The organism is Paenibacillus sp. V4I7 (assembly GCF_030817275.1).
GTDB lineage: Bacteria > Bacillota > Bacilli > Paenibacillales > NBRC-103111 > Paenibacillus_E.
In genome coordinates this window covers 6,849,115-6,870,761 of the sequence record NZ_JAUSZD010000002.1, presented here as the reverse complement: position 1 = coordinate 6,870,761, position 21,647 = coordinate 6,849,115, and the positions used below count along the sequence as shown (strand labels likewise).

Annotated in this window: 24 protein-coding genes; 14 read left to right on the top strand and 10 right to left on the bottom strand. The window is 47.3% G+C overall.

Features of this window, described 5'->3' with window-relative positions:
• Nucleotides 1-98 precede the first annotated feature (98 nt).
• From QFZ80_RS32095 to QFZ80_RS32080, 4 genes are all read right to left on the bottom strand, one after another.
• Nucleotides 99-902 carry a helix-turn-helix domain-containing protein gene (locus QFZ80_RS32095; protein WP_307562784.1) on the bottom strand — a complete coding sequence of 268 codons (804 nt, stop codon included), beginning with the start codon at nucleotides 900-902 and terminating at the stop codon, nucleotides 99-101.
• Nucleotides 903-1,042: 140 nt separating this feature from the next.
• Complete coding sequence (locus QFZ80_RS32090; RefSeq protein ID WP_307551432.1) at nucleotides 1,043-1,420, bottom strand: hypothetical protein; 378 nt, start codon at nucleotides 1,418-1,420, stop codon at nucleotides 1,043-1,045.
• 41 nt (nucleotides 1,421-1,461) lie between these two features.
• Entirely contained in the window at nucleotides 1,462-1,671 is a 210-nt protein-coding gene (locus QFZ80_RS32085; protein ID WP_307562782.1) for a hypothetical protein, read from the bottom strand.
• Nucleotides 1,672-1,837: 166 nt separating this feature from the next.
• Nucleotides 1,838-2,245 carry a DUF1761 domain-containing protein gene (locus QFZ80_RS32080; protein ID WP_307562779.1) on the bottom strand — a complete coding sequence of 136 codons (408 nt, stop codon included), beginning with the start codon at nucleotides 2,243-2,245 and terminating at the stop codon, nucleotides 1,838-1,840.
• Between the two features lie 174 nt (nucleotides 2,246-2,419).
• On the opposite strand from QFZ80_RS32080, the gene QFZ80_RS32075 reads away from it, so the two are divergent.
• From QFZ80_RS32075 to tpx, 6 genes are all read left to right on the top strand, one after another.
• Entirely contained in the window at nucleotides 2,420-2,659 is a 240-nt protein-coding gene (locus tag QFZ80_RS32075) for an HD domain-containing phosphohydrolase (protein WP_307562777.1), read from the top strand.
• Between the two features lie 38 nt (nucleotides 2,660-2,697).
• The gene (locus QFZ80_RS39220) at nucleotides 2,698-2,838 is read left to right on the top strand and encodes a hypothetical protein (RefSeq protein ID WP_483874744.1); all 141 of its coding nucleotides are present in this window, start codon (nucleotides 2,698-2,700) and stop codon (nucleotides 2,836-2,838) included.
• A 139-nt stretch (nucleotides 2,839-2,977) separates the two neighbouring features.
• Entirely contained in the window at nucleotides 2,978-3,739 is a 762-nt protein-coding gene (pdaA, locus tag QFZ80_RS32070; RefSeq protein ID WP_307564293.1) for a delta-lactam-biosynthetic de-N-acetylase, read from the top strand.
• 305 nt (nucleotides 3,740-4,044) lie between these two features.
• Nucleotides 4,045-4,974, top strand: a complete 930-nt coding sequence (gene trxB, locus QFZ80_RS32065; RefSeq protein WP_307551439.1) for a thioredoxin-disulfide reductase — start codon at nucleotides 4,045-4,047, stop codon at nucleotides 4,972-4,974.
• A gap of 37 nt (nucleotides 4,975-5,011) precedes the next feature.
• On the top strand, nucleotides 5,012-5,323 hold the full coding sequence (trxA, locus tag QFZ80_RS32060; protein ID WP_307551440.1) for a thioredoxin: 312 nt from the start codon (nucleotides 5,012-5,014) through the stop codon (nucleotides 5,321-5,323).
• A gap of 54 nt (nucleotides 5,324-5,377) precedes the next feature.
• Nucleotides 5,378-5,902 carry a thiol peroxidase gene (gene tpx, locus QFZ80_RS32055; RefSeq protein ID WP_307551442.1) on the top strand — a complete coding sequence of 175 codons (525 nt, stop codon included), beginning with the start codon at nucleotides 5,378-5,380 and terminating at the stop codon, nucleotides 5,900-5,902.
• Nucleotides 5,903-6,460: 558 nt separating this feature from the next.
• On the opposite strand, the gene QFZ80_RS32050 is transcribed toward tpx, so the two are convergent.
• Nucleotides 6,461-8,791: a UvrD-helicase domain-containing protein gene (locus QFZ80_RS32050; protein ID WP_307562775.1), complete on the bottom strand. Its 2,331-nt coding sequence runs from the start codon at nucleotides 8,789-8,791 to the stop codon at nucleotides 6,461-6,463.
• A 60-nt stretch (nucleotides 8,792-8,851) separates the two neighbouring features.
• Between QFZ80_RS32050 and QFZ80_RS32045 the strand changes: the two genes are divergently transcribed.
• The gene (locus QFZ80_RS32045) at nucleotides 8,852-9,715 is read left to right on the top strand and encodes a YihY/virulence factor BrkB family protein (RefSeq protein WP_307562773.1); all 864 of its coding nucleotides are present in this window, start codon (nucleotides 8,852-8,854) and stop codon (nucleotides 9,713-9,715) included.
• Nucleotides 9,716-9,741: 26 nt separating this feature from the next.
• On the opposite strand, the gene uvsE is transcribed toward QFZ80_RS32045, so the two are convergent.
• The gene (gene uvsE / locus QFZ80_RS32040) at nucleotides 9,742-10,689 is read right to left on the bottom strand and encodes a UV DNA damage repair endonuclease UvsE (RefSeq protein WP_307562771.1); all 948 of its coding nucleotides are present in this window, start codon (nucleotides 10,687-10,689) and stop codon (nucleotides 9,742-9,744) included.
• A 170-nt stretch (nucleotides 10,690-10,859) separates the two neighbouring features.
• Nucleotides 10,860-12,272 (bottom strand): pyruvate kinase, encoded by a 1,413-nt coding sequence (pyk, locus tag QFZ80_RS32035; protein WP_307551451.1) that lies wholly within the window; start codon nucleotides 12,270-12,272, stop codon nucleotides 10,860-10,862.
• Nucleotides 12,273-12,395: 123 nt separating this feature from the next.
• On the opposite strand from pyk, the gene QFZ80_RS32030 reads away from it, so the two are divergent.
• On the top strand, nucleotides 12,396-13,178 hold the full coding sequence (locus QFZ80_RS32030; protein ID WP_307551452.1) for an AraC family transcriptional regulator: 783 nt from the start codon (nucleotides 12,396-12,398) through the stop codon (nucleotides 13,176-13,178).
• A gap of 25 nt (nucleotides 13,179-13,203) precedes the next feature.
• Here QFZ80_RS32030 and QFZ80_RS32025 read toward each other — a convergent pair whose 3' ends face one another.
• Nucleotides 13,204-13,935 (bottom strand): DUF3105 domain-containing protein, encoded by a 732-nt coding sequence (locus QFZ80_RS32025; protein WP_307551454.1) that lies wholly within the window; start codon nucleotides 13,933-13,935, stop codon nucleotides 13,204-13,206.
• A 571-nt stretch (nucleotides 13,936-14,506) separates the two neighbouring features.
• Here QFZ80_RS32025 and QFZ80_RS32020 point away from each other — a divergent pair.
• The 3 genes from QFZ80_RS32020 to QFZ80_RS32010 are packed head-to-tail and all read left to right on the top strand — an operon-like array spanning nucleotide 14,507 to nucleotide 17,392.
• The gene (locus QFZ80_RS32020) at nucleotides 14,507-15,103 is read left to right on the top strand and encodes an ECF transporter S component (protein WP_307551456.1); all 597 of its coding nucleotides are present in this window, start codon (nucleotides 14,507-14,509) and stop codon (nucleotides 15,101-15,103) included.
• Nucleotides 15,104-15,107: 4 nt separating this feature from the next.
• A complete protein-coding gene (locus tag QFZ80_RS32015) occupies nucleotides 15,108-16,607 on the top strand; it encodes an ABC transporter ATP-binding protein (protein ID WP_307551458.1) in 1,500 nt (499 codons plus the stop codon).
• Nucleotides 16,598-17,392, top strand: coding sequence for an energy-coupling factor transporter transmembrane component T family protein (locus QFZ80_RS32010; protein ID WP_307551460.1), 795 nt, complete (start codon nucleotides 16,598-16,600; stop codon nucleotides 17,390-17,392). The genes QFZ80_RS32015 and QFZ80_RS32010 overlap by 10 nt, the downstream gene beginning before the upstream one ends.
• Before the next feature lie 59 nt (nucleotides 17,393-17,451).
• On the opposite strand, the gene QFZ80_RS32005 is transcribed toward QFZ80_RS32010, so the two are convergent.
• Together QFZ80_RS32005 and QFZ80_RS32000 are read right to left on the bottom strand one after the other, a co-directional pair.
• A complete protein-coding gene (locus QFZ80_RS32005; RefSeq protein WP_307551462.1) occupies nucleotides 17,452-17,847 on the bottom strand; it encodes a YuzC family spore coat inner layer protein in 396 nt (131 codons plus the stop codon).
• A gap of 97 nt (nucleotides 17,848-17,944) precedes the next feature.
• Nucleotides 17,945-18,631, bottom strand: a complete 687-nt coding sequence (locus QFZ80_RS32000) for an ArsR/SmtB family transcription factor (protein WP_307551464.1) — start codon at nucleotides 18,629-18,631, stop codon at nucleotides 17,945-17,947.
• A gap of 170 nt (nucleotides 18,632-18,801) precedes the next feature.
• On the opposite strand from QFZ80_RS32000, the gene QFZ80_RS31995 reads away from it, so the two are divergent.
• The 3 genes from QFZ80_RS31995 (at nucleotide 18,802) to pfkB (ending at nucleotide 21,635) form a co-directional block, all read left to right on the top strand.
• Nucleotides 18,802-19,686 carry a DMT family transporter gene (locus QFZ80_RS31995; RefSeq protein ID WP_307562769.1) on the top strand — a complete coding sequence of 295 codons (885 nt, stop codon included), beginning with the start codon at nucleotides 18,802-18,804 and terminating at the stop codon, nucleotides 19,684-19,686.
• Nucleotides 19,687-19,896: 210 nt separating this feature from the next.
• Nucleotides 19,897-20,682: a DeoR/GlpR family DNA-binding transcription regulator gene (locus QFZ80_RS31990; protein WP_307551468.1), complete on the top strand. Its 786-nt coding sequence runs from the start codon at nucleotides 19,897-19,899 to the stop codon at nucleotides 20,680-20,682.
• The gene (gene pfkB, locus QFZ80_RS31985) at nucleotides 20,679-21,635 is read left to right on the top strand and encodes a 1-phosphofructokinase (protein WP_307562767.1); all 957 of its coding nucleotides are present in this window, start codon (nucleotides 20,679-20,681) and stop codon (nucleotides 21,633-21,635) included. The genes QFZ80_RS31990 and pfkB overlap by 4 nt, the downstream gene beginning before the upstream one ends.
• The last annotated feature ends 12 nt before the right edge of the window (nucleotides 21,636-21,647 follow it).

Here is a 21,647-nt window from a genome sequence, read left to right as displayed (position 1 = left end):
GTTTCCCCCGTGACAATGATTATTATTCTCATTTGGAATCATACCGAATAATTCCGTTTTAGGACATGTCTAATATGTATAATGAACATGTCCTATTATTAGATTTTGTTTTGGCTTGCAAGGAATACGGAAGGAGAATAGCCTGTTTTTTTCTTGAAAACCTTGCTGAAATGAAAATAATCAACAAAACCGACGCGTCCTGCAACTTCTTTGGCAAGTAAATCGGTGTGGAGAAACATTTGTTTAGCTTTCTCAATACGCAGTGTGTACAAATAATTCATCATCGTAGCACCGGTATGCTTTTTGAATAGAACCGTAAAATAACCTACACTCATGCCTGCTCGTCTGGCCAACATCGGAAGTGAAAGCTCAACCATATAATGTTCATTCATATAGGAAAGAGTCTCTTCAATCGATTCGGCTGAAGACTTTTTCTCTTGGGTCAATTGAGATTCATATAAATAAATGAAGAGAATGCGCTCCAACATGATTCGCTTACGAAATATATGGGCAGCCTCTTCTTCAGCCGTGAGTGGATGAAGATCATGAGTTGTTCGGATAAGCTCATCCAGCATATAGTGAATTTTGATCTCGCTGAGTGTGGTAAGTGGGCCTTGTAACGTCCACGTGTTTTCGTCAGGGAGCATTCGGTAAGTGATGATAACGTACTCCACGGTTTTGGTTTTGGGAACTTGGATGGAATAGGTACCTTGATCCGGATGGCAGGCATAGGCTTGTGAACAAACCGTCGGTTCTTGATCTTGGCCAAGTATCGTGATGTGTCCACGGCGTACGATAATAAGCTGATACTTATTGGCCGGGCATTCGGCCGTAAGAGAGGAACTATTCGTCTCGATCTGTTCAATGAGAGGGACAAGCGGAATAAGTTGATGAAAGTTCATGATCAAGTCGTAATCCTTTCCTAATGAGCTTCTCTTCATTTGATAGTGACATAGTTGTGTGTTCACAACAAGTTAGTAACATAAAAAAACGCCCATGCGGGCGTTTTTTAGTTGTCCCTGAAGGACGACGTTGTCGTTTTTTACATGGCGTATACACTTTTGATAATAATTTCAGGTAATTCAGCACGTTGTGCTTCATATTGCTCAGGCGAAATGCTGCCGCTGGACAGCCGTAAATTTAATTGTTCGGTTAACTCTGCTAATTGAAGCTCAATGACTTTCTGAACATCAACTTTGTTGGCTTCGGCTATATCTGCAAGAGATAACCCATTATACTGGGCAATGTAAATGTCTTCCTCAGAGGATAGCCCCAGGACATGCAGCAGATCTTCTTTTATAGGAACAGTATTCTGTTTATTTGCAATTGGACTAGCTCTTAAAGGATCAATCCATGTGGTTCCCCCCATGCTTAAGGTAAGGGCCATTGTACTGATCAGGAGCATTTGCTTCCGGTTCATTGTATCCTCTTTTCTAGTGATTAAACATTTGGTCATCATACTTAACGCCGCACAAAGGTCATGTGCCAACTATCTGAACGACTCAAGGATCTCGAGTTCTTGGCTTTATTGTTAAACAAGAAGTTGATATCCCTCAAAATTAACTTTTGTTTACTTTTCACACGAATAAGTATTTGCTGCAGCAGTATCGTTTTTCCAGCGCCAACCGAGATTGGTGAGCTACCGCCAACGATTCCATTAAGTTGAAGCACTATCTCCACCCCCAAAGATCTTGTGCTCCAGTATATTCGAGTGAATGCCAAGTGGAATGGGGGGATATACCTGAATAAACGATTTAGACGATTTTGAAACACGTTAGAGGCAATAAAAAAAGAGCGTCTCCTGTGGAGGCGCTCTTGTTAGTCTATCCCGATGACATTAGGACTGCCAGGCTCCAATGATAATGCCAGCAATCAAATAGGATACCATGTGGTAGCCGATGGTGATGAAATACAACTGCAGCTTGCTATTCTCAAACAAATAATTCATCCCGATTTTCAGCGAAATGCTTAGGCCGATAAGTAGGCCAATCGTAAGCCCTGTCAACCAGGTTGTCTCATTGCCAAGCGTCAAAAGAAGTGCCAGGATAAAGGCGCCCCCTAATGCGGTTAGTGCCGTAAGGATGTAAGTGATGGGGCCTCCGCCTTTCATCTCTTCCATTTTCATATTTCGCAGCTTGACCCATGCATTTCCGAATAAGACCGGCGAATACCACAGGAAACCAAGTACCATGGTGCTTAATGTCGCAACAAGTACGGCCAGGTAGTTTACTTCTAATAAATTCAAGATTATAGCCCCCATTAATCGTGGATTAGGTGTGTATCTGGTACAAAAGTATACCATAGGACACTGCGAAAGTAGTAGGTATAAATTACTCTAAAGGACGAAGTCACGAATCGTATGGCGGGATACAATAGGTTTGTAAGCGAGATCAGAACAAGAAGGAGGCAGGGCAGCACGATGATTCGTTTGAAACGCAAAGTGATGATCGTTTCACTCAGCCTCTCCACTTTCCTCGTTATGGGTACGGCTTACGCCTACTCGGAGGGGCCGGATTATATGTTTGAAAAAGAAGGGAAATTGACAGAGTTTGAGTTCGAAGTGGTACAGGAGCACTGCTTCATGGCGAAGGAATTGTGCGAGGGTATCCCCGATTTTCAAGAAGTCGAGAAAGCGTTCCTTTATCATCATGAAAAGTAGATGGCACTGGCTATCCGTATCGTCTCACGGGCGATCAAATACCGCTGCTTTCGCAAATGCTCGGCTTAGTGGAAGTATTCCTCGCCATGACGACGCCGCGATCATACCGCCAAGCCACGTCGCCGAGAGAAGCGTACGCAGAAATTCAGAAGCTAGTCGGACACGCTTTTCGGGGCTGACATTGTGGATGCTTTTGGGAAAGTGATAGATTGAAAAAGAACACATAATCTCCGTCTAACATGTGGCATATTAGTAACAGTCTATGTAGGCTGTACCAATCCACAGAAGGCAAGGAGTGAATGTTTAACCGTGAAATACATGCGAATTCTGACGATCGTGCTCGCCATACTGTTCGGACAAGCGACGATGGCATCGGCCGACGGGTCTTATCATTTTGGGTTTAAGAAAAGCTCAAACGGACAAGCCCCGTCCATTGACCAAGAGGGCTTCAAAGCTCTGTTGAAGCAGCGAGGGGCTATTTTTACAGGAGATCCAGCTGTAAAGGAATTGTACTTAACCTTCGATAATGGTTATGAGCAGGGCTATACCGGTAAGATTTTGGACGTGCTAAAGGAGAAGCAAGTACCCGCGATCTTCTTCGTGACGGGGCATTATATCAGGACGGAGCCTGAACTGTTAAAGAGAATGGCACAGGAAGGCCATTTGATCGGCAACCATTCTTGGAGCCATCCGGATATGAGTCAAATATCGGCAGAACGCATTCAGAAAGAATTAAATCAAGTGAAAGATGAGGTCAGCACTCTTACTGTACAAAAGGAAATGCGCTATCTTCGCTCGCCGCGGGGGATATTTAATAGCCAATCGTTAGCAGTTAGTCAAGGGCTTGGCTATACGAACGTGTTTTGGTCCGTCGCTTACCGCGATTGGGAGCCAAAGCATCAGAAGGGCTGGGAGTATGCCTACAAAAATGTGATGGCGCAGCTGCATCCAGGTGCTGTCATTTTGCTTCATTCGGTGTCCAAAGATAACACGGAGGCACTGGCCAAAATCATTGACGATGCGAGAAGTCAGGGCTACCAGTTCAAGAGTCTCGATGAGATGAAAAGCCGGACGCCATAAGTAAGCTGTACAAAGTGAAAACTCCTTAGCTCAGTTAGTACAAGGCTAAGGAGTTTTTTATTCGATTCCAAAAGTCTTTGGATTTCACTTTCAAGGTTAAGCTGCGACAGCGTTTGTCGCGGCTTTTGCTCGTTTTTATGGACCAGATAAAGTTTTAAGTATTTGAATTTATATTGTATGCAAATTAATTGTTGACAATATTAAATGGAATTGGTATGATTCATTCATAAAGTTGTTTCAAATTAAATTGCTAACAAACAATACAAAATCATACAAATAACATGAAGCATCAAGGAGGCGTTCCTATGCATCACAAAGCGATCATTATCGGAACTGGACCAGCCGGGTTAACCGCAGCGATTTACCTGGCAAGGGCGAACATGTCGCCTTTAGTCATAGAAGGTATACAACCTGGAGGGCAGTTAACTACCACCACAGAAGTAGACAACTTCCCAGGGTTCCCGGATGGCATCACGGGGCCGGAGTTGATGGATAATATGCGTAAACAGGCCTTGCGTTTCGGTGCTACGATTCAGCCAGGTCGGGTCTCAGAAGTCGATATGTCCAAACGTCCATTCACCTTGTTTTTAGAGGATGGAGGTCAATTGACGGCGGATTCGCTAATCATTTCAACAGGGGCAACGGCCAAGAAACTGGGCATTCCCGGTGAATCCGATAATATTGGTAAAGGCGTTAGCACCTGTGCAACTTGCGATGGATTTTTCTTTAGAAACAAGAAGATTATCGTAATTGGCGGTGGGGATACCGCGATGGAAGAGGCACAGTTCTTGACTCGATTCGCTTCCGAAGTGCGCGTTGTGCATCGCCGTGACGATCTGAAAGCATCGAAAATCATGCAGGATCACGCCCGCAGCAATCAAAAAGTTGCCTGGAGTCTCAATCGGACACCGCTTGAAGTTGTAGCTGGCCCTCTTGGAGTGACCGGACTTATGGTGCTCAATAACGTAACTGGTGAGGAAGAACTGCTGGAGGCCGATGGAATTTTTCTTGCGATTGGACATACTCCGAATACAGGCTTCCTAGGCGGACAGCTGCCAACAGATGAACTCGGATATTTGCAGGTTATTCCCGGAACGTCACAAACGACTGTGCCTGGTGTATTCGCCTGTGGGGATGTGCAGGATCGCATTTATCGCCAAGCGATTACATCGGCAGGAAGCGGTTGTATGGCCGCACTAGATTGTGAACGATTTATTTCAGAACAGCATGCTTAATGCTTTTAATAATAAAAACCTTTAGGAGGAATTAGCCATGTCAGTTAAACAAATTTCCGATGCTACTTTTAACAATGAAATTGAAGCAGGTACTGTACTTGTAGATTTTTGGGCCCCTTGGTGCGGACCTTGTAAAATAATCGCTCCCATCCTAGATGAACTATCTGCTGAGATCGGCGATGCAGCCAAGATTGTAAAAATCAATGTGGATGATAACCCAGAATCCGCCTCCAAATATAACGTCATGAGTATCCCTACTCTGCTCGTTTTCAAGGATGGACAATTGGTTGATCAGATGGTTGGGGTACAACCTAAAGAGAAGCTTAAAGCAGTTATCGAGAAGGCATAACATACAACGAATCTAATTTGTTAAAACATATAAAATTACAGGAGGAATACGAATATGACACAGGTACAAGAACGCACAGGGGTAGCAACAGCAGGAGGGAATCCAATTACTTTGCTAGGACCGGAGATTAAGGTTGGGGATCAAGCGCCAGATTTCAAAGTGAATAAGGATTTAATGACAGAGGTCAGCCTATCGGATTATGCAGGCAAAGTGAAGCTGATTTCAGTCGTCCCTTCCGTGGATACGGGCACATGCGATGCACAGACGCGTCGTTTCAATGTGGAAGCAGATAAGCTAGGCGATAATGTCGTCATATTGACGATTTCCGTGGATCTTCCTTTTGCACTGAGTCGTTTCTGCGGGGCTGCAGGCATTGATAAAGTCGTAACCTTATCTGATTATAAAAGCCGTGCTTTCGGCCAAGCATATGGCGTTTTGATTAAAGAGATTCAGCTCGATCAGCGTGCGATATTCATCTTGGATGAGAACAATACGGTTCGTTATGTGGAGTATTTAACGGAGATGAAGGAGCATCCGAATTATGATGCGGCTTTAGATGCTTTGAAAGAACTTGTGTAACAGAAAAAAGAGCAGCATTCCCACTAGGGATTGCTGCTTTTATTTCTGTTATGGGGTAAGGTGAAGCTTACCCCTATTTAGCATGTTTAGCTATGGATTTGCCGCTGAGCTGAGTGAGATTGTAGATAAATGCATAATCATCGGCTCGGTAAGTGACTATTGGAAGATTAGGAAGGCAAGTTGTACAACGTACAACAATTTCCTTGATTTCTTCTGTGCAAGCTAAAGATTGTTGTATGTTGTACAACAATTCTATTTAGCCTCATCCCATGCTATAGAGCTACTTTTGGCTGTAATTGTTGTAATTTATGCAACAATCGCGTGGAAAATGGGGATTTGCTTGCCTAAAGTTGTACAATGTACAACTTTCACGGATGAGCAAGTGAATGTTTCAATACATTCGACTTGGGTGTACTTGATTTTATTGCATCAACATTGACAAACATTGTCGCCAAAGGACAGCATAAGCCGACAGCAGTAGAGTAGCCTAGGTAATCCCTCCAACAAATACGGGTGAATTCTACCCGTGTTAGAAGGGAGCATGTAGGCAATGCTCGGCTAACGCGTGAGCGAAACCATGCGGCTGCCCTTGACCATGGCTGTGCTGCACAAGGGGCACGCCTTCGCCGCAAGCTTCGCTTCCTGCGGCGAAGAGATGCGTGACCAGGCCTTGCAGCCGGCCTGCTCGCAGATCCACGCCGCGACCCGCTCAGTCGCGGCGGCGGGTTTCCCAGCGGCGGCCGGTCGCCGCGCCGCTGCTGTACCCACAGCCGCAGCGGGCTTGCGGCTGTCCACCGTGTCCGCGCCAGAGAACGCGGACAGTAGGAAGCGGGAAGGCTCCGCCTTCTTCCCGCGATAAAACGCCGGCGAGCTGATCAGCAGCTCGGCCTTGGCGCGCGTGACGGCGACGTAGGCGAGTCGCCGTTCTTCCTCCAGCGCGGCAGTTCCCTTGTCGCGCCCTGTAACACCAGCCATCTTCACATCGTCCAGATGGCTGGCATCGAGTGCCGAGCTATGCGGCATATTGCCCTCAATTGCACAGAGCAAGTACACGATCGGGAACTCCAGTCCCTTCGATTTATGAATCGTCATGAGCGAAATTTTATTCGCGAATTGTTCTTTTTGGAGCCGGCTCATTTCGATGCGTTTTTCCGCCACCTCATGGATAAAATAAAGAAATTGCTCCACCGTATCGAACCGCTTGGCCGAAGACTCCAGCTCGTCCAGCGTTTCCTTCAGCATCTCTCTGTGACTCGTCAGCTTGCTGCGCTTGTTCGTCTCCAGGAAAGCATCATAGAAATCCTTGCGAATCGCCTGAACGGCATCCAAAGGCTTCATTTCAGCAAGCGATTTAATGAGTCGGATGCGGTTCTTCAGCTTTTCTTTTTGAAAATCCTTCAGCTGCGGCAGACCGAGCAGGTGGATGAGCGGCCACTTTTTCGCCTGAATCGCTTCCTGATCTTGAATAATCCGCATGCCTTGGTCTCGTCCTATATATAATGAAGGGAGTACACCTTCTATGGCTTCGAAATTGCGGCGTTCATGGGCAAGCCTTAAGTGATCGATAATCGGCTTCACCATCCACTGATCGTAGAAGGAGTCATTGCTTCCGTAGTCCACAAAAGGCAAATTATGAAGAATTAACTGCTCGATAATCGCTCGGCTGTTGCTGGCTGTCCGATACAAAATAGCGAAATCGCCATACTCGCTGCCACCCTCGGCTACTTTAATCCGAAGATCGTTAACTAACCAATCGGCCTCGTCATCACTATTCATAGGTTTCACATATTGCGGCTTGGTCTCACTTTGTTTGGTTGCTAGAAGGGTCTTACATTTACGCTGCATGTTGTGTTTGATGATCGCATTCCCTAGACCGACGATACTTGAAGTAGAACGGTAATTAATATCAAGAGTAACCGTCTTCGCAGCAGGATACTTTTCATGGAACTGTAGAATAAATTCATTTCTCGCGCCATTAAACGAATAAATCGTCTGGTCATCATCACCAACAACCATCAAATTCCCGTGGTCCTTTGCAATCATTTGAATGATTTCGTATTGCACGGTATTCGTATCTTGGAACTCATCGACACTGATATAAGTGAATTTTCGCTGCAGCGAGCGCAAGACATCGGTATTTTGCTGCAATAGGTGGTAGGCTTTGATCAAAATATCATCAAAATCAATCTTTTGCTGTTCCATTTTCCACTGCTCATACTGCATGAAAATCCGCTTCACTTCTTTATCTTCTTCCGTTCCTTCAGGGAGGTCTTCGACCTCGATCAGCTGCATTTTATAAGAGGAAAGCAAGGAAATGAGCACTTCGGGTTGGTATGTATCCTGCAGCCCCATGCCCAGCATGATGCGCTTGAAGACAATTTGCTGATAGCGGCCATCACTCAGAATCTCTTGTTGTAACCCGTTCATTCGCAGTAATCTTAGGCAAAAAGCGTGAAATGTCCGAACTTGCATCGTATTGGTCATACTATGATCAAGACCCGGCATGGACGTGAGACGTTCCCGCATTTCTTCGGCGGCCTTTTTCGAAAAAGTAATCAATAACAAATTCGACGGATGGACCCGGTGGACACGCAGTAAATAAGCAACTCGGCACACCAGAACAGTTGTCTTCCCGGAACCGGCTCCCGCCAGGGTAAGTAGGGGACCTTTGAAATGGCGCACAGCCTGTACCTGCGCTTCATTCAGGAGAATCTGATGGCTTTCCAAGTCGCGGAAAAAGTAAGCGTCACGATCGCTATCTGACACAAAATCGGAACTATTCGTTAAAAGCGCCATACGCGCATGCGGGATAGGTCGCTCCGTGGTTTGTTTCGTACCTAATGGTGTAGGGTAAATAGAAAGAGAAGTCAAAATCATCACCTGTTTCATAGCAATACTGGACTACCTATTCTATCACATTTATAGACCGATGAAAGGACATATATGTACATGGGGATATCTTACTTAAAATTGCTTTGGAATCAGTTCGAAAAGCACGATGCCACAGGGCTTGCTGCCCAATGTGCCTACTATTTTCTGCTATCCCTGTTCCCCTTTCTGCTGTTTATTCTGAGTTTATTGGGGTATTTGCCGTTCTCCTCGGATGATGTCATCGGACTCATTAAAGAATATATTCCGGGGGCAGTCTCCGGGTGGATCGAGGAAACGCTTAGCAACCTGCTTGATGTGAAAAGAGGAGGCACACTTTCCTTCGGGTTAATATTGGCTTTGGTGAGTGCCAGCGCAGCGATGAATGCGATCGTCGTCGCGGTAAACAAAGCATATGGGCTGCCGGAGCGAAAAAGCTTTATACACTCGCGTTTTCTCGCTGTAATGCTGACCCTGGGCATGCTCATTGTCATCGCTTCAGCGTTGCTGCTTAGTGTGTTTGGTCATTGGATCGGGGACTGGACGCTTGCTAACATTTCCATTTCATCTAAACAAGTGGATCTGTGGAACAACCTACGCTGGATCGTGAACTTTGTGATCGTATTTGTCGTCTTCATCGGAATTTACTACATAGCGCCCAATACGTGTTTGACCTGCAAAAGTATCCTTCCTGGAGCGATATTTGCGGCAGCAGGGTGGCAATTAACATCCTTCGGATTTTCCTTCTATGTCAATCACTTCACGAATTATAGCGCCACTTACGGCAGTGTCGGGGGCATCATCGTGCTCATGACCTGGTTCTATATTTCTGCGCTCATCATTATCATTGGTGGTGAAATTAATGCGATAAAGCATGTGAAGAGCTACATTCATACGGTTTCATTGGATAAAAAGGATACGACAGCGAATAAAAACCGCTTCTGATTGTTGGTCAGAAACGGTTTTTTGTTCTACCACGTCAAAACGCCGCCATCCACTCGTTTCACGCCGCGAATTTTTCCAAGCTGCTCCGCGAGCCGGAACAAGGCTAGATCTTTCATTTTGGCTTCAATCATGACGTCGATACGGGGGAGGCCGACCTCCTTACAGCTCTTCAGAAAAGGGATGAGCTGATCGGGTTCAATGTAGTCGGAATGAGATCGGAACTCTTTCTCATCCTTTGGCGAGGAGACGTGAATTTTCATCGGAATGTCACCCCAGGTCTTAGCGATGTCTGGCAGTAGTTCGATGGGGGAGGTTGCGGATGGATTGCACCAATCATGGTGCAAATCCAGCATGCATGGGCGCTGCAGCCTTTCGCTCACGGCCAGCGTTTCCTCTAGCGTGTAAGTTTTGTCATCATTCTCAAAAGTAAGACGCCGCATAACATGTTCAGGCACATCCGGTATCTTAGCAAATAGCCGCTCTGTGGCGGCTGCTTTATCTCCGTACATACCGCCAACATGGATATTGATGATAGCTGACTCATCAAGTCTCATCCCATCCAAAATCGCCGCGTGATAGAACAAGTCCCTAATAGCGGCCTCCACAACCGAGTCACTCCCGTTTAGCAGCGTGAATTGATTAGGATGCATACTCAAGCGGATTCCCTGCGCGTACGCGAAGTCGCCGAGCTTTCGAAGCTCATCTTTATATTCGGTGGCCACATCAATCTGCACATCCGGATGAGTAGCGAGAGGAATGAGCGACGACGATAGTCGAAATAAGTGAATACCATGAGCGGCATTATAGTATAGGATCCGCTGAGTCGCTTCGAGATTTTTGCGTCCGATCTCAATGGCTCGCTGCAAAGCTTCCTCACGCGGACGCTGTGAGAACAGTTTGTATGTAAAGGTGGAGCTAGGGGTATTATTAAAAATCGCCATCGCCATAGACACGAATCCAAGTCGGATAATCATGGGGCCTCCGTTATTCCATCATCATTTAGCCAGATTAGTTTGCCCCAAAAGGGAGTAATGACTTTAGGCGAAATTCAGGGAAATTCCCAAGCCACCAAACAAAAAAAGACACCCAGAGGTGTCTTTGCTGAACATTTCGTATAAGTCTGGTGAAGGACACAGCAGACGGTCTAAACCCGCTCAACCTTCAACAGGTTAGTCGTTCCTGATTTCCCCACTGGGATACCGGCGGAGACGACAGTGATGTCACCCTTCTTCACGTAGCCGAGTGTCTCAGCTTGACCGATGGCAGAGCGGATCATCGCGTCAGTGGAGTCGCAGAATTCGCCAAGGATTGGGATAACGCCCTGCACCATGCTCAAGTAGTTGATCGCAGATTCATTGGACGTCACCGCGATAATCGGTGCTTCCGGGCGGTACTTCGCGATCATCCGAGCAGTGAAGCCGCTCTCCGTTGGCGTCAAGATCGCTGCAGCGTGCAGCTTGTTAGCGGATGATACAACCGCTTGACACAGCACCTCAGTCACTTCGTTGTTCGACTGAAGCTGCGCGTCGATCAAGGAGCTGCGCTCCATGGTTTGCTCTACGCGCTCAGCGATCGTCGCCATCATCGTTACGGACTCGATGGGATACTTGCCTGCAGCTGTCTCGCCGGAAAGCATGACAACGTCGCTTCCATCAAGCACCGCATTCGCCACGTCACTCACTTCTGCGCGTGTTGGGCGAGGGTTGCGCTGCATGGAATCCAGCATTTGCGTTGCCGTAATAACAGGCTTGCCAGCTAAATTACAAGCGCGAATCATGTCTTTCTGCGCAATCGGAACTTCCTCCGTCGGAATCTCGACGCCTAGATCGCCCCGCGCAACCATGATACCGTCGGAAGCTTCAAGGATCGAAGCGAAGTTCGTCATGCCTTCTTCGTTCTCAATCTTCGAAATAATCGGCGTAAACGCAGCGCCATGCTGTTCCAAAATCCCGCGAACTTCTCTAACATCGTTTCCGTTACGAACGAAAGACATCGCGATGATGGAAATATTCTCTTCAATTCCGAACTTAATATGCATCACATCGCGCTCAGTTACACCAGGCAGGGAGGTACGCACGCCCGGTAAATTAACACCTTTACGCTGCTTCAAGACACTTTGATTCAAGACGCTGCAAGTAACTTCGGTACCGTCAATCATTTCTACACGCAGCTCTATAGAGCCGTCATCGATAAGAATGAGATTCCCAGGCTTAACATCCTGCGGAAGACCAGGGTAATTGACGGAAACACGGCTAGAATCGCCGATAATTTGTTCAGTTGTGAGCACTATGTGATCGCCGCTTTGCAAATCGTAGGAAGCATCTTTCAATTGACCGATGCGGATTTCCGGACCTTTAATATCCATCAGAATAGGGATGATGACACCAAGCTCCCCAGCTGCTTGTCGTACGCGCTGAATGCGTACCCGATGCTCATCTAAATCGCCATGAGCCATATTCAATCTGGCGACGCTCATGCCCGCGTGAATTAATTCTTTAAGAGTAGGGACGGAATCACAAGCGGGTCCCATGGTACAAATGATTTTTGTTTTACGCATGGTGTTTAGGACTTCCTTTCAATAGTAACGAATGAATTTTGGCTTCATTATATGCCTAAATGAGCCGAAGTTCTATGAACTATAGTATGATATATGTACTATAGTATGCAGAGGGGTGCCGTTATGCAGGTGATAACCTTTACTTATGATAAGAGCAGCAATTGGTACAAGGAAGAGTTAGACGGGTGCCCCAATTGGACGCTTGTTCTCGTTACCTATGGCCGATGTGTGTATTGGATCAATGAAAAGAAGCAGGTAGCTGAGAAAGGGCAATGGCTGCTCATTCCGAGCAAAACTCCCTTTTATGGAAGAAGTGTACCGACCCAGATCCATGAAAAGTACGTGGTTCAATTCACCGCTGATGCAGCAGTTGAGCTGTTCCCACTCCTCCAGCTGCCGCATTATACTAGCCGATTAACGGGTAAATACGAGTTGATTGTCGATCGTTTGCGGCTTATCCATCAGCAGTGGCAAGACCAACAATCCTATTACCTAACGCTGTGTGAAGCGCTGCTCAAAGAGCTGTTTGTCTATCTCCATAGAGAGTGGGACCAAGATACGACAACGACCGCTACTGCGCAGCTAGTGGAGCAGATGAAAAGCTACATTCAAAACCATTACCGTGAACACGTTACCAAAGACGAGCTTGCCGCTTGTATAAGCCGATCTCCGAACTACACTGCGGTACTTTTTCGCAAAGTAACAGGTCAAACGATCAGCGAGTTCGTCCATGCTACAAGGATCAAAACGGCGATCTACATGCTTAGACATTCTGCGCTGTCAGTGACCGAGATCTCCGAGTTCATCGGGTACAATGATCCATCTTATTTTTACCGTGTATTCAGGCGTCTAACCGGCTTAGTACCAACGGATTTAGTATCCGACCGTGAAACGATTCGAAAGTAGTACAAGTAAAACCTATCAAACTCAATTACATGGTACCGCCGCCGCGACGTATTTCGGAAGGAATTTGTTCAGGTCCTTTATCAATGTTCTGGTAGATGAACGTTCCCACACTTGCTTCGTCAAACTTCGTAAGCTGCATCGTTTTCGTCCATGCGGTTACGACGACCTCCTGATCACTAGGTACATCTGGATTCGGTACAGCTAGTACACCAGCACCGGCTTTCTTGAAATGCGCCAAGTAGTCGAGTCGATCTAGCAGTTCTTTAGGAGCATCAGGGCGGTAGTGAATAATGATATCGCCGTGCTCTAAATTATGAACAAGCATTTCATAGGAGGGTCTGTCCTTATAAAAGCCGAACTTTAAGTCATGTGGACTATGTGTACCAGAGGTCGGGATTTTCATCTCATAGGATAGTGTGCCCTCAGCATGCCCTCGTCCATAATCTTTATCTGTCACGACCTGGATAGGAGCATTAAAATTCAGTTTTTCTACACTGTATTTGCTGGAATTTTGCTGAATAAGCGAGGTTCCCACACAGCATATCGCGATAATAACAAGGGTGTGAGAGAGAAGCAGCCAGGTCTTTTGCTTTTTTTTCAGAGCCTGTTTCTCTACTTTTTTCAATCGACTTGTGTTTTGTTTGTGCGCTTTCGCGGCCAACACATAGCCAATAATCGACAAAACAAAAATGGCCAAGCCTATGTAAAGCAAAATAGCCATAAAATCAGGTCCGTGCTGCATAGTTGAATGATCCATTATAAATGTCTCCTTTAGAATAAATTTTAAGTATGAACACTACGTATTGTAGTTTCATTATTAGCTAGAAGTCAATTTCTTCGTGAAGATTATCTCTTTATCATTCCAAATAGAGGGTTATTCATCCCTTTACTTGAATGATGTAATAAAATGTCATTTGATGTAGAAAAAAGGAGAGAAGTTCCAGTGTCAGAACAACGATTGGAATTGCACAGAAGAAATGGATTAATGGTGAGATATCGTAGACAGCATTCGCCAACTGAACGAATTGACGCATGATTTGCAGCATTTGATTGAAAAGTAGAGCGAATGCCCCAAAAAAAGGATTGCTAAAAAGTTGGCAATCCGCTACAGTTAAGCCAAATGAATAGCAACACGGGTGCTTGATGAAGTCAGGCTGAGATAGTGGCCCCATGCCACTGACCGTTAATCTGATCTGGGTAATGCCAGCGTAGAGAATGAAGTGCCTTTTTGCACTAATTTTATGCCTGCCGCTACCCGGTGGGCTTTTTTTTCGTGTTTGCCTATCTCATTTTACACATTTATATATGTAAAGGAGTCGAACAAACAGATGGCACAAAAAGAAACAGCAGCAAAGGGTTTGAAATTGACCGATATTTTGATCACCATTGTGATCGCAGCGGTGTTTGGTGTAATTTATCGCGTATGGGGGCCGATGTACGATGTTTTGAAACCATTCGGTCTTCACGCGGAGCAATTGAGCTATGGCATGTGGTTTATGGCAGCGACCTTCGCGTTTCTGGTTATTCGCAAACCCGGCGTTGCCTTATTGGCTGAAGTAGCGGCTGCCACGATTGAGGCGCTTTTTGGTGGCTCTTGGGGTGTATCAACGCTAGTATATGGGTTGCTGCAGGGGCTTGGTGCTGAACTCGTTTTTGCCCTTTTCCTTTACCGTCGTGCAAATGTTGGCGTGACCATCCTAGCCTCATTCGCATCCGCAGGGTTATCGTTGGTTGTGGATAATTACTATGGCTATATTGATCAACTCACGTTCTGGAACTACTGTTTGTTTATTGGACTTCGTCTACTGGGCAGCGCTTTGATCGCGGGCGTATTCGCTTACTATTTAGCGGGTGCATTGGCTCGTACCGGTGTGCTAAGTCTTGTTCGTCCTGTTTCGAAGAAAGATTACGACGTATTGGGGTAACGTGATGAGCGAAGGAATGAGCGTTACGAATTTAAGGTTAAAATATCCTGGAGAAGACGCCCCCCTGTTATTTCAGGGGGTTTCCTTTTCGATTGAGCTTGGAGAGAAGGTACTGCTTCTAGGGCCGAGCGGCTGCGGTAAATCAACCCTGCTTCAAGTGCTAAGCGGTATTGTGCCTGATATTGTAGAGATTCCGCTCAAAGCAGATGACATTCAAACTCCAAGCAGCTCTGGCTATGTCTTTCAAGATCCGGAGACGCAGTTCTGCATGCCTTATGTGGATGAGGAAATTGCTTTCGTCTTGGAAAATTTACAAGTCCCTCGTGAGGAGATGCCTGCTCGTATCGCGTATTATCTGGAGTTGGTGGGACTTCAACTTAGAGATACCCATACCCTGATTGGGAATCTGTCGCAAGGGATGAAACAGCGGCTGGCTATTGCGAGTGTGCTCGCACTAGAGCCGGAAGTGCTGTTCCTTGACGAGCCTACGGCGCTTCTGGATGAAGAAGGTACTGAGCAGGTATGGGAAACGATTCGAAGGATTAGTGCTGAGAAAACACTGGTTATCGTGGAGCATAAAATAAGCGGCATCCTAGGATTCATCGACCGCTTGATCGTCATGTCACCAGATGGAGGACTGCTTGCGGATGGCTCGCCTCAAGAGGTATTCGAAGCTTACAAACAGCAAATGATCGACTATGGGATCTGGTACCCTGGTGTTTGGGACGATAATGGGATGGAGCTAACGTCTGGGAACAAAACTGAGGACAAAAAGGCCTCCGTCATTCAGACTGCGGTGCCGGTCATGACCCTTCGCGATTTTGTAGGGTTACGCGGAGGGCAGATCAAGACCTCTGTGGATAACTTGAGCGTCTATCCGGGCGACTGGATTACCGTTGTCGGTGCCAACGGCGCTGGCAAAAGTTCGCTGCTGCTAGCGATCATGCGGCTCATTCCGACCCACGGCAGCTGCTGGATCGAGGGGGTTAAGGGCAGCAAAGTCGAGCAGCTTGCGGAGCAAGTCGGCTTTGTGTTCCAGAACCCCGAATTCCAATTCGTCACGAATTCGGTGGAGGAAGAGCTTGCCTACTCCTTGCCGGAGGCGGAGCAGGGGCAGGAGGTGCAGTGGGCGGCTATAGAACTGCTGCTTAGGGAATACGACCTGCTCGCGCTGCGCAAGAGGCATCCCTTTCAGTTGTCGATGGGCCAGAAGCGACGCTTAAGCGTGGCATCCGCGATGGTGCGCGGCCCCCGCATTCTGCTGCTGGATGAGCCCACCTTCGGGCTCGATGCGCGCGGTACGCTGCATATCTTGCAGCAGCTGGAGCGGCTGCGAGCGAGCGGAACTGTGATCGTGATGGTTACGCACGATCCGGAGATTGTGAAACGCTGCGCCACTCGCGTTTGGCAGGTTGAAGCAGGATATGTGGAGGAATGGCCAGCTGGGAAGCTGCCGGCCTCCGCCGCACATGCTCCGGAAGGAGCTCCGCTGCTATGCAAATAACATTCACGTATCGTGAAACCTGGCTGCACCGGGTGAATCCGGGTGTGAAGCTTATCCTGTCCATCCTTCTGTTTATTGTTGTCGTGTTCACGCATAATCTGAATGCCATGATGTATTTGACCTTGGGCGCACTGGTGCCGCTATTCTTGTTCTCAGGCCATCCAATGAAGCGCCTGCTGTTGTATGCTTCACCGTTCCTGCTTATCTTCCTATCCTCTTCCACGGGGATGATGATGTTCGGCAGCGGAGAAACGCTGTGGTACCAGCTGGGCTTCATCCGAATCACCGAAGAAAGCTTCTATCGCGGCATCCATCTGGGCTTTCGAGGCCTTCAGGTTGCCGCGGTCGGGCTGCTGTTCAGCTTGACCACACGGCCGGTTGCGCTGTTCTATGCCATGATGCAGCAGTGGAGAGTCGCGCCGAAATACGCCTACAGCTTCCTCGCTGCGATGCGCATGCTGCCGCTCATGCTCGAAGAGTTCCAAACTCTTCGCTATGCGCTGAAGGTGCGGGGGAAGAAGAAGCGTAATCCCATCACCGGTTGGTATACGACGCTGCGGATGTATGCCATTCCGCTGCTTGCTCAGAGTATTCGCCGCGCTCACCGGACGGCTGTGGCAATGGAAGCGAAACGTTTTTCAGCGCAAAAAAAACGAACTTATTATTACGTATCTTCCTATTCGATGTTAGATGTTTACTATATCTTTTATTGGACTATGCTAGTCATTCTAGCTGGTTGGCTGGGGAAGGTATGGCCATTCTTAAATGCAGCGGACGTCCGATAAGAACTATGCAGAGCAATCCAAGCCAACGAATAAGTTGGTTTAGATTGCTCTTAGTTTTGTCATTCGCCCCATTTAAGCGACAATACAATTTCACAGCACGGTTTCTCCGTGACACGAGGATCGATGGTGAAACGAACAGAGCTAGGTGAATAACTGGTCAAGATGATGGACTCAGTGCCGAAAGTGTGGACGATCCGATCCACTTCTTTCTGATTGCCGCTCTGGGCATTGGTCATCAATTGGCGGGCTATAGTTGGGTCAGCTAGCTTTTGGAGTAAGAGAGAGGCGTCTCTAAGAAGTTTTTGAGAGGATGCAAGCGAATGTGAGAGTATTTTCGTATCGACAGGAGGAAAATCACGATGCCAAGCCCAGTAAACAGGATAGTAAGCAGCAGGAATAGGGTAACGATCATAGGGTGAATAGGGAGATGTGTAATAGGTAGGAGGATAATTCATGGATGATCTCCTTAGAGTTTTTTGCCAGAAATAGGCTACACCAATATATGTGGCTGGTGGTTGGTGTGGTTCCTGAAATTTATGTATTCGTCAGGAGTCACAGCACGACACCGAATTCATCGCGAAGTCCTAACAGACCTTCAGGGGTGATGCGCACAGCCCGACTATCGGGCAGCCGTTCAATCCAGTGAAGTTCGAACAGCCGGCGTGTGAGCGCAGCGCCAAGCGTACCCGAGATATGATGGCGGCGCTCGCTCCAGTCGAGGCATTGCCGCGCATAATGGCGCCTGCGTTTGCGGTCTTCCTCGACCTCGACGCCGAATCGCTCCAGCCGCTGCTTACCCGCTGGGCTGAGGATGAAATCCTTGCCTGCCTCCTGCAGCAGGCCTAACTCAAGAAGCCGGTCCGTTAGGGCTACGCCAATCTGGCCGGCTATGTGATCATAGCAGGTGCGCGCATATCGAAGCGCCCTTAGTTGATCCGATTCGCGGAGTGAGCGAATCGGCTTCGGGGAGGCGATCGTTTGCAGCGCCTCCAGGGCGTAGGCCACCTCGGCGCTTGCCAGCCGGTAGTACTTGTGCCGTCCATACGACTCATGGACGAGCAGACCGCCTTCCACCATCTTCGATAGGTGGGAACTTGCTGTCTGAGGCGTAATGCGCGCGAATCGCGCGAGTTCGCTTGCGGGCAGCGACTTGCCGCCGAGAAGATTCAGCAGAATCGTGATACGTGATGGTTCGCCTATCAGTGAAGCCACTTCCACAATATTTGGATTTGTACACATCCATATCAGCCTCCGCTTCATACAATCATACTTCGATACAGAACGAAATCATTTCAGTTTATAATCGATATATACAACGATTAGTATTACAGTCATACTTCGATAATAAACGAAATTTGAGTGCGAAGACAACAGATCCTGAACGTATATGTGGCCAATGGGAGGGTAATATGAATCGCTATTTATTTGGATTAATAGTTGTTGTCACAACATCACTGATGGGATCTTCCTTTGCAATCGGTAAAATGGGTTTGACGTATTTCTCACCTCTTCTGTTGGTTGGCTGTCGCTTTACGCTTGCGGGACTAATTATGGCTCTGTTTGTGAGAAAAAGGCCGCGTCCAGGTGATCTTCGAGACTGGGGCAAAATCATGAGCGTGGGGCTGTTTCAAACAGCTGGCGTCATGGGCTGCATTTTTCTAAGCTTACGCACGATTACCGCTGGGGAGTCATCGATTTTGACTTTCACCAATCCACTGCTCGTCATCGTGCTGGGAACGCTGTTTCTAGGCGCAAAATACCGAATTTCCCAATGGATTGGAGTCATGATCGGCTGTGCTGGCGTGTTTATCACGCTAGGTGTTCACATGCAGTTGCAAACGGGTACGCTGCTTGGGATGGGATCTGCGGTTTCGTGGGCTATCTCCACACTGCTCGTTAAGAAATGGGGAGCCAGTTTCGATGTGTGGGTCCTTACCTCTTACCAAATGCTGTTCGGCGGTCTCCTTCTCCTTGTTATGAGTCTGACCATGGAAACTCCGAAGCTAATCCTAGGAGTATCTGCCGTGTTGATTCTATTATGGCTTGCAATCATGGCCTCTATCGTGCAATTCGCTTCATGGTTCTTCTTATTGAAACAAGGGGATCCTGGTAAAACGAGCGCCTTCTTATTCCTCGCCCCGTTCTTCGGGGTTGTATCAGGATGGCTGCTGCTTGGAGAAGTCATAGAATGGTTCGTATATGTAGGGGGATCACTCATCCTGATCGGTATTTTTTTCGTGAATTGGACGTTTTCAGCCCGAACTCGGAGAAAAGCGAAAGTGACCTCATCATAAAAGCTTCTAAAGCCCACCCCTTAGAGGGTGGGTTTTTCATGCTCGACAGCTTATTATGTTGTGATCAAATATGACTAGTATGAAAGATATTACCTCTGGAAAGCGCTTTACAAATAAATATCGATCACATATAATCATAAATGAGATCAAACGATCAAACGCATGACCGTATATGCGCAAATCTATGAAGTGGAATAGGGGGGGGTCGTGATGCTGTTTGAGGAAGAACGTCAGCAGAAGATCGCCGATTATGTTCAAGTAAAAGAGCGTGCGTCCGTTCAAGAGCTGGCTCAGCATTATCAGGTGTCTGAATCAACGGTCCGCAGAGATCTGAAGATCCTTGAGGAAGAAGGCAAGCTTCGCCGTACGCATGGAGGAGCTGTAGCTTTTGTCAGTGACAATTCAGAGCCTACGTTTGTGGAAAAAGAAGATCGCTATCGTTTACAAAAGGAGCTGATAGCCAAAGAAGCCGCTTCTATGGTTCGAGAAGGCGATTCCATCATACTCGATTCGGGAACTACAACTTATTATTTGGCTAAGGAATTGAAAACATTCAAAAAGCTTACAGTAGTAACCAATTCCGTTGCGGTAGCTCAAGAATTATCTGCCAACACAGGAATCGATTTGATTCTTACGGGCGGCACCTTACGTCATGAAACGTTGGCGATGGTAGGTCCGTTAGCTGAGAAAGCGCTGGAATCCGTACATGTCGATAAAGCCTTCGTGGCTATCAATGGTCTAGACCCTGTCATTGGATTGACAACGCCGAATATGTTGGAGGCTTCGACCAAACGGGCTTTTTTCCGTTCAACCAAGCAAGTGATTTTACTCATGGACCACAGCAAATACGGTAGAGTATCTTTTGCTAAGGTTGCGGCATTGTCCGAGATTGACCAACTGTTGACGGATGACGGTATATCGGACAACGCGCTGAAAGAGCTTGATACGGCTGGGGTTACCGTTACCGTCGTACAGACGGGTGGGAGGAAGTCATGAAGCCTGTCTTGACGATTACATTGAATCCAGCCTTGGACAAGACAGTAACGGTGGAAGATTTTGTTCTTGGCGGATTGAACAGAATTAAAGAATGGCGAATGGATGCTGGAGGAAAGGGTATCAATGTTGCCAAAGTACTGAAGAATTTTTCCCTTGAGGTGGCGGCTTGGGGCTTGTGTGCAGGGCGCCAGGGGAATGTGCTAACGGATACACTTTCGAGTCTAGGTATTCCGAATTGGTTTGTTCAAGCGAAGGGTGAAACGAGAACGAACCTGAAGTTGTATGTGGAACAAACCAGGGAAACAACGGAGTTGAATGAGCCAGGATTCACTGTAGATGATGACGTTTTAAGTCAATTTCTTGATCATTTCAGAACCGAGGTTCGTCATGTTTCGTTGGTTGCCCTGGGGGGGAGCTTGCCAAAGGGAATACCGAGTGATTTCTATAAGACACTTATTCAGATTGCGAATGAGGCAGGTGTTCGGACCGTATTGGATGCCGATGGCGAGCCTTTCGTCCATGGTATTGAGGCTGTTCCCTACGCGATCAAGCCGAATATTCATGAGCTGGAGTCGTTCTTCGGAGAGTCCTTCCGGACGGATGAAGAGATTATCGATGCGGCAAGAAGATTAATCGTTAAAGGAATTGCTTACGTGGCCGTTTCTTTAGGTGGAGAGGGATCGATTCTTGTAACGGAGACGGAGGCGATTCGCGCTAAGCCTGCTCCAATTAATCCGCTAAGTACAGTGGGGGCAGGGGACTCTATGGTAGCCGCGCTCATTTATTGCATGCTGCATGGCATGTCGCTGGAAGAAGCCGCGAGGTGGAGCTCAACGGCAGGAACTGTTACGGCTTTGAAACCAGGAACACAGGTTTGTACACTTGCTGAAGTGGAACAAAAACTAGGCAGTGTGAACATATGGTCTATACCAAAAACAATAAATTCGAATTGAAGGCGGGGGCGT